This window comes from Thiorhodococcus fuscus (assembly GCF_042682685.1).
Classification (GTDB): Bacteria; Pseudomonadota; Gammaproteobacteria; order Chromatiales; family Chromatiaceae; genus Imhoffiella; species Imhoffiella fuscus.
In genome coordinates this window covers 1-7,497 of sequence record NZ_JBHUHX010000053.1, presented here as the reverse complement: position 1 = coordinate 7,497, position 7,497 = coordinate 1, and the positions used below count along the sequence as shown (strand labels likewise).

General features: G+C 62.3%; 4 protein-coding genes and 1 pseudogene. 1 reads left to right on the top strand and 4 read right to left on the bottom strand.

Translation table 11 applies throughout. The features are described 5' to 3' along the window. Positions 1-36 precede the first annotated feature (36 nt). On the bottom strand, positions 37-618 hold the full coding sequence (locus ACFSJC_RS18045) for a hypothetical protein (protein ID WP_386028591.1): 582 nt from the start codon (positions 616-618) through the stop codon (positions 37-39). Between the two features lie 17 nt (positions 619-635). After that, positions 636-3,242: a CRISPR-associated helicase Cas3' gene (gene cas3, locus ACFSJC_RS18040; protein ID WP_386028590.1), complete on the bottom strand. Its 2,607-nt coding sequence runs from the start codon at positions 3,240-3,242 to the stop codon at positions 636-638. A 653-nt stretch (positions 3,243-3,895) separates the two neighbouring features. On the opposite strand from cas3, the gene ACFSJC_RS18035 reads away from it, so the two are divergent. Beyond that, the gene (locus ACFSJC_RS18035; protein WP_386028589.1) at positions 3,896-6,118 is read left to right on the top strand and encodes a TonB-dependent receptor family protein; all 2,223 of its coding nucleotides are present in this window, start codon (positions 3,896-3,898) and stop codon (positions 6,116-6,118) included. Between the two features lie 16 nt (positions 6,119-6,134). Here ACFSJC_RS18035 and ACFSJC_RS18030 read toward each other — a convergent pair whose 3' ends face one another. Both ACFSJC_RS18030 and adh read right to left on the bottom strand, forming a co-directional pair. Further along, positions 6,135-6,521, bottom strand: a complete 387-nt coding sequence (locus ACFSJC_RS18030; protein WP_386028588.1) for a DUF779 domain-containing protein — start codon at positions 6,519-6,521, stop codon at positions 6,135-6,137. A gap of 208 nt (positions 6,522-6,729) precedes the next feature. Beyond that, a pseudogene (gene adh / locus ACFSJC_RS18025) lies at positions 6,730-7,497 on the bottom strand (aldehyde dehydrogenase); the annotation flags it as partial.

The window sequence follows — 7,497 nt, the reverse complement described above, 5'->3', positions numbered from 1 at the left end:
AGACGTGGCTGCCGGGATTAAATTCGCCAGGGAATCTCATGAATTATGAAGTTGTGTGTAATGAGATGCGTTCATCCGAACGACACTTGCGTATCCCCCGGCCCCGCCACCATAGGGCGCCGCTGTCTGCAAACTCACTAAAGTAAAGATCCAATCCTCCGGAGTTGGATGGGCGATACGCTCTCGTTTTAGATCATGGTTCTTCGCAGTTTCTAGGATGTCCAAGCGATCGGCAGCGAACGTGTCATCTTTACGCTCACCAATAGGTCCCGTCGGTTCAGGTGCTTGCAGGAAAGCGACACGCTCATATGGCGTGACCAGACACCACGCAGCCCCATCCGGATCATCCGCCGTCAGGGCCAAAAGCGCAGCTTTCCAGGCCGCTTCATCGGTAAATGGTACGGTTTGACCTGCCTGATGTAGCGCCATCGCCGCGAGTTGGACCAGAAAGGCATGCCATGGGTGGCGTTGATGCGGTCTCAAGGCCGGAAAGTCGCGAATCTGATCATCGGCCAAGGCGACGAAGAGCGCCGGCAGACTGAGGTGAATTCGTGAGCCATCAGCCGCCAGGCGGGCACCGATCAGGGGTTCGTCGAGCAGTGAATAAAGCAGCGTCATCGCGGACTCCTTGAGGATTAGCCGTCGATCTTCTCCAACCCAAGACGGCTATAGCTAAAGCGGGCGGACTCCAGGCTGAACAGGATCACGCCGTCTTGGACCTCCACCGCCGTCGGTTGGGCGTCTGGATCAAGGCCCTTGGGGACCAGGAAATGGCGCACGGGCAGATGCCTCAGCGATTGGCCGAATGGTCCGGTCGGAGGCGGATCGAAGGTCAAGAGACGGTCGCGCACCCCCAGGCGGGTGGCGATGTCGAGATCGGTTGGGAAACCCTGTTGTTGGTCGAAGGGTTTGTCGATCTCCAAACCGTGGAGGTGGGCAATGGTGCGTTTGGCGCCGGTCTGTCCCTCGATCTTCTGGCCAAGCTGCTTCCAGTCCTCGCCCAGCGATTCCATATCCTGTAACCGATCAGGATGTGTCGCCCCCTCGACCAACGCCCGGTTGTCCTCGGGAATCGTGATGCTTGGACGCTCAACGATCAGGCGGCGCGTGGCCTCGACGGTGCGCAGGTCCGGGTAGATGCCATCACCATCGCGAAACGGCCCCAAGCCATGCCGGGAGGTTTGCAGCAGTGGGGTCAGGTCATGATTCGGTGGCGTCAGAATCCAGGCTTGGGGTAATCGGTACGCCTCGGGGCGCTGCTCTTCCGGTCGGGGATGTCGATGCAGACGCCCGATCCGCTGCAAGAGTACGTCCATCGGGCAGAGATCGGTGATGAGCAGATCGGCATCCAGATCCAGACTCTGTTCCAGCGTCTGAGTGCCAACGACGATGCGAGGGCCAGGCGGGCGGTCCTTGCCGAGCTGCGCTTGGATCGCGGCGTCTAGCAACGGGCGGTCTTCTCGGCTGAAGCGGCTGTGGTGAAGGGTTCTGGCGCCATTCACAGCGAACAGCAGATCGGGTGCCCGTTGCTCTAACGCTTGGAAGACGGCGACCGCCGCAGGGACAGTGTTGCGCACGATAAGCACCTTGGCGCCAGCCGACGCGGCATCAATCGCCAGTCCGGCTATGGCCTCGGGATCGTCGATGAGATCGCGCAGGGACCAGGTCACCCGTTTAGGGCGAGCCGTCGATGCGATGGCGCGCATGGCGAGCCGATCGGAAAGTGCAGGATAGGGCGTATCGCACGCTGCCTGAAAGGCTGGGGGCGCCAATCTGGAATCGTGGCCAAGGGCGAGATAGCGCGCTCTTGCGCTGGAACCAAGGGTGGCGGATAACAGTAGCGCATGTCCACCGCATCCCAAATGCGCTCGGAGAAGTTGCTCCAAAAGTACCGTCATGTAGGGATCGGAGGCGTGGACCTCGTCCACGATCAGCAGGCTGCGCGCCAGTAGGGCATGGCGCAGGTGGGCATGACGCACCTGCAAGGCGGCGAACAGCGCCTGATCGATGGTGCCAACGGCGATCGGTGCGGCGAGAAAGCGCTTGGGCGATTCGGCCGCCCAGCGGCGATGTGCCACCTCGTCCGCCGGCTCATCGGGCCACAGCACCTTGAAGTCTGGCAGCGCTTGCGGTTCACGACCATCGGCGGCGGCATATCCAGGCAGCGCACGCACCACGAGCGGTGGATCGGTCGACCAGAGGTCGGTAACAGCGTTGCAGATTCGCTCATACACCTGGCTGGCGGAAACACGGGTCGGGAGCGCGAAATAGAGACTGTCGACCTCGCCACGCTCGAAGAGATGGACGAAACGCCATAGCGCAGCCTCGGTCTTGCCGCTGCCCGTCTCCGACTCCAGGATCACTAGTGCCCCCAAGTCAGTGGCATCCACTGCCGCCTGGATGGGATAGGGTGGATTACCGAAGGTCTGTAGAAAACTCGGTGAACAGGCATTCAGCGCCGCACGCGAATCGTCGGTATCCAAGCCCAGCGACATGACTGCGCGCTCCGCGCAATCGATAGCGGTTTGCGCTCGATCCTCATCGGGCGTCGAAAATGGAAAAAACGTTGTATCCGAGCCGAGCCAGTCGGCCAGTTGTACCAACCCCGCGAACAGATGACCGAAGGCTGGCGCATCAGGTAAAGGCGCGCCCGGCGCGAAGGCTTCCGGATACAGGTCGGTGACGTGTCGCCCGATCTGCTCGATCACAGGGGCCGGGTCGTAGAGGGATTGCCCATCCGTACCGATGACAGGCTTCCAGATCGCGCGGTTCCAATCGCCCGCATTCTCGATGATTGGACGTCCGTGATGACTGATACTGGCCTTCAGCAGTGGTTCGGTAGCCTCGCCCCAGGTGCAGATCGCATCAATCGGTAGCAGTGCGACCAGAGTCTGGAGAAAGTCGTCTTCGCCAAAGAGCTTGGTTGCTTCGAGGCCATGCCCGGCATAAGCCGGCCAACCTTTCGGAACGGCGCCCTTGAGCCAGCGCTTCGCCTGAAATCCACTGTTGGCCTTCCCGAGATCGTGCAGGAAGACCAACACCGCCAGCCGTTCCAGATCCGTCGCCGTCAACGTCCTTCCAGCAGTTTGGTTCAATGCTCGATGCATCGAGCGGCAGCGACACAACCGCATGAAACAGGCTGCAACGTCGATCAGATGATCGATGAGTGGGTGCCAAGCGGTGATCGTCCCTGCGTCGTTGCGCCCTAGCTTTCCAAATGCCGATGAGGTGTTCGCTTCCATCAGTGCCTCTTGGTGTCCTTGGCCGTCTTGCCCAGGCGTATGGCAACTCCTTGTGCTCGGAGCCCTGTGGCTGGGTAGAGGGCTGAAAATATCACTCTCGTGAACCTTTGCACACACGCTTAACACGCTGCTGGATGATGGCGCTGTTTGGTCTGTCCCTTGAAGAGTCTGCTTCCGATGGCTGCATGAGGGTACTTGTGCGCGACGGGTGCCTATCTCTGGCCGAGGATCGGGCGGCGCGAAGATGGAGGCGTCCGTGAAGGCAGGGAGCGCCTTCATCCGCGTGCATGGCGGTGAGTTTGGCGCTGTTTCCTGGGTTTCTCTGCACTTCACCCAGACTACGTTTTTGTCTCGTGGTAGCCCGGATGATGCGAGCGGAATCCGGGGTGTTTTAACTCGTGGTCATGGCGTTGACTGTGTCAGGTAAGGGGCAGCTGTTCCGCTCTGAAACGGTAGTTCGCAAGCTCACCAATAGTATCTGGCGAGCGCTCCGGCCCCTGTAATTACCTTGCAATATATAAGGCATAGTTCCTGCTTGTACTAGATTGCTTGGGCGTCGTGAACTTAATGGTGTCATGGTCTCTCGACGTTGCGGTTGCCGCAGTCGTCGATGCGCATTGAAGGATGCCAATAAAACGTATCGAGGAGGACAGATGGACGAGCTGTTTGGTCGGAGCGGTGGGCTGGTAGCGATGGCGGCGGTGCTGTGGGGCGCTGGCGTTGCGCAGTCGGTGGCAGATTCGGCGGGGGTGACCGAGCTGGATGCGGTGGTGGTGACGGCGACGCGGGTGGAGGCGCGCAATTTCGATCTGCCGGTCTCGATCGATGTCTTGGAGTCCGACGTCATTCAGGAGCAGACGGCGCAGGTTCTGGTTTCGGAGGTCTTGGCTCGGGTGCCGGGAACCCTGGTGACCAATCGCGGCACCTTCGCTCAGGAGGAGCAGATCATGATCCGCGGTTTCGGCGGTCGTTCGCAGTTCGGGACGCGCGGCATCAAGCTGGTCGCGGACGGCATTCCGGCGAGCACGCCGGATGGGCAGGGCGGTCCGGGGCTGTTCGATCTGGGGTCGGCGGCCGATATCGAGGTGATGCGCGGCGGGTTTTCGGCGCTCTACGGCAATCATTCGGGCGGTGTGGTGCAGGTGTTCACCGAGGACGGGCCGGTGGATCCGACCCTGTCGATGCGTCTGATGACGGGCAGCGACGGCACCTGGATCGCGGGGAGCAAGTTCGGTGGACAGTTCGGCGATCTCAACGGGGTGTTGGATGCCTATCACTCCGAGACCGATGGCTATCGCGATTGGAGTTCCTCGATCAAGGATCAGGTGAATGCCAAGCTGAAGTACGCCCTGCCGAGCGGCGGTACGATCAGTCTGATCGCCAATTCCATGAATCTGCCCGACAGCCGGGATCCGCTCGGGTTGACCGCCGAGCAGGTGCGCGAGGATCCGCGCCAGGCGTCCGAGGGTGCGCTGATCTACAAGACGCGCCGCACCTTGGACAACATGCAGGGCGGCGTGATCCTCGATCAGCCCTTGTCGGACGCGGACCAGCTGCGGGTGATGGCCTATTCCGGCACGCGTTCCAACGAGCAGTTCCTCGCCGTGCCGCTGGCCAGTCAGAACGCCATCACCTCCGCCGGTGGCGTGAGTACCTACGATCGGCATTTCGGCGGCGGGAGCCTCTGGTGGAGTCACGAGTCCAGCTTGGCCGAGGGTCCGCTGACCCTGACCCTGGGTGGGGATTACGATCGCTCGGCCGAGGATCGCGAGGGGTATCTCAACGAATACGGCACGCGCGGCGCGCTCAAGCGCAACGAGGACAACAGCGTCGACAGCTGGGGCGGGTTCGTGCAGGGAAGCTGGGCCTTTGCCCCGCGCTGGAGTTTGGAGGCCGGACTGCGCCACACCCAGGTGCGTTTCGATTCGGACGATCATTTCATCTGCACCACCGAGCAGGTCACCGCGCCCGGAAACTCGGCTGGGACCTGCAGCGGCTCGACCGCCGCCATCTCGCAGAGCAGCTATAACCCGGACAACAGCGGCAGCAAGACCTACAGCGCCTGGACGCCGGCCTTCGGTCTGCTGTTCGGTCTGACCCCCGACATCAATCTGTACGCCAACGTCGGCAAGACCTTCGAGACCCCGACCTTCACCGAGCTGGCCTATCGCCCGGACGGCGGCTCGGGGCTGAACCTGGATCTGGAGCCGGCGATCAGTTGGCATTACGAGCTGGGCGCCAAGTTTCTGCTGGGGGATCGGACCCGATTGAATCTGGCGCTGTTCCAGATCGATACCGACAACGAGATCACGGTCGCCACCAATCGCGGCGGACGCTCCACCTATCAGAACGTACCGGGCTCGCGTCGCCGAGGGGCGGAGCTGACGCTGGCGAGCGAGTTCGATCACGGCCTCGCCGGACATCTGGCGGCGACCTATATCGACAGCGTCTTTACCGACAGCTTCGTCGGTTGCGCCGGCATTCCCTGTCGCCCCAACGGCTCGACGCTCAATGCGGCGACCGTCGAGTCGGGGAACCAGGTTCCGGGCGTGCCGGAGTTCAGCCTCTTCGGCGAGCTGACCTATGCCTATGCGCCTTGGGGGTTCGAGGGTGGGGTCAGCGTCTATGCCCAGGACGAGGTCTATGTGAACGACCGCAATACCGAGACGGCCGCCGGGTACTGGTTGCTGAATCTGCGTGGTGGCTTCACCCAGCGGATGGGCGGGCTGGAGCTTTCGGAGTTCGTGCGCGTCGACAATGTGCTGGATCGGGACTACATCTCGGCGGTGAGCGTGAACGACGCCAATGGGCGCTATTACGCACCGGGCGCGGGCGCGACCTATCTGGTCGGTCTAACGGCGAGCTACGCCTTCTGAGCCAGCGACCGAGCGGTTAGGCGTCGCCGCCGTGCTCGACCGGGGCGACGCCGGCCCATTCCTCGTCGGTGAAGAGCCGGGAGCGGGTGAGGAAACGCACCCCTTCCGGCCCTTCGAGCGAGAACATGCCGCCCCGGCCGGGAACCACGTCGATGATGAGCTGGGTGTGCTGCCAGTATTCGAACTGGGATTCGCTCATCCAGAAGGGACAGCCGCCGATCTCTCCGAGCTTGACGTCGCTGGCGCCGGTGCGGAATTCGCCGGCCGGCCAGCACATGGGCGCGCTGCCGTCGCAGCAGCCGCCGGACTGGTGGAACATGAGTTCGCCGTGCATTCCCTTGAGCCGTTCGATCAGTTCCAGGGTCGCCTCGGTGGCGACGACGCGCGGTGTCGGTTCGGGCATGTCGGTTGCTCCAGCGGTGGGGTTGGGGTGCCGAGTTGCGTTCGGCGTTTGACCTTTGAAACGGCGTAACAGCAGATGTTTGATCCTTGTGCGATAGAGCGAGCGCTTCGCCCGCATGGGGCTTTGCAGCATCTCTCGGGTTTCGCTGCGCGCCATCCGGGCTACGGACCGTAGCCCGGATGGCGCGAGCGGGGTCCGGGTGTTCGACCTAGAAGAAGCCCAATGCGTTGGGGCTGTAGCTGACCAGCAGGTTCTTGGTCTGCTGATAGTGATCGAGCATCATTTTGTGGGTCTCGCGTCCGATGCCGGATTGCTTGTAGCCGCCGAAGGCGGCGTGGGCCGGGTAGAGGTGGTAACAATTGGTCCAGACGCGACCGGCCTGGATGTTGCGACCCATGACGATGGCACGCCGCCCGTCACGGCTCCAGACGCCGGCGCCCAGACCGTAGAGCGAGTCGTTGGCGATCTCCAGCGCCTCGGCTTCGTCCTTGAAGGTGGTCACAGAGACCACCGGGCCGAAGATCTCCTCCTGGAAGATGCGCATCTTGTTGTGACCGCGGAAGACGGTCGGCTTGACGTAATAGCCCTCGGCCAGATCGCCCTCCAGCACATTGCGCTCGCCGCCGATCAGGCACTGCGCCCCTTCCTGCTTGCCGATGTCGAGATAGGAGAGGATCTTATCGAGCTGCTCGTGCGAGGCCTGGGCGCCGATCATGGTGTCGGTATCCAGCGGATTGCCCTGACGGACCTTGCCGACGCGCTCGATGGCGCGCTCCAGGAACGTATCGGCGATCGACTCCTGGATCAGCACCCGCGAGGGGCAGGTGCAGACCTCGCCCTGATTGAGCGCGAACATGGCGAAGCCTTCGAGGGTCTTGTCGAAGAAGGCGTCCTCCTGATCCATGACGTCGGCGAAGAAGATGTTCGGCGACTTGCCGCCCAGCTCCAGCGTCACCGGGATGATGTTCTCGGCCGC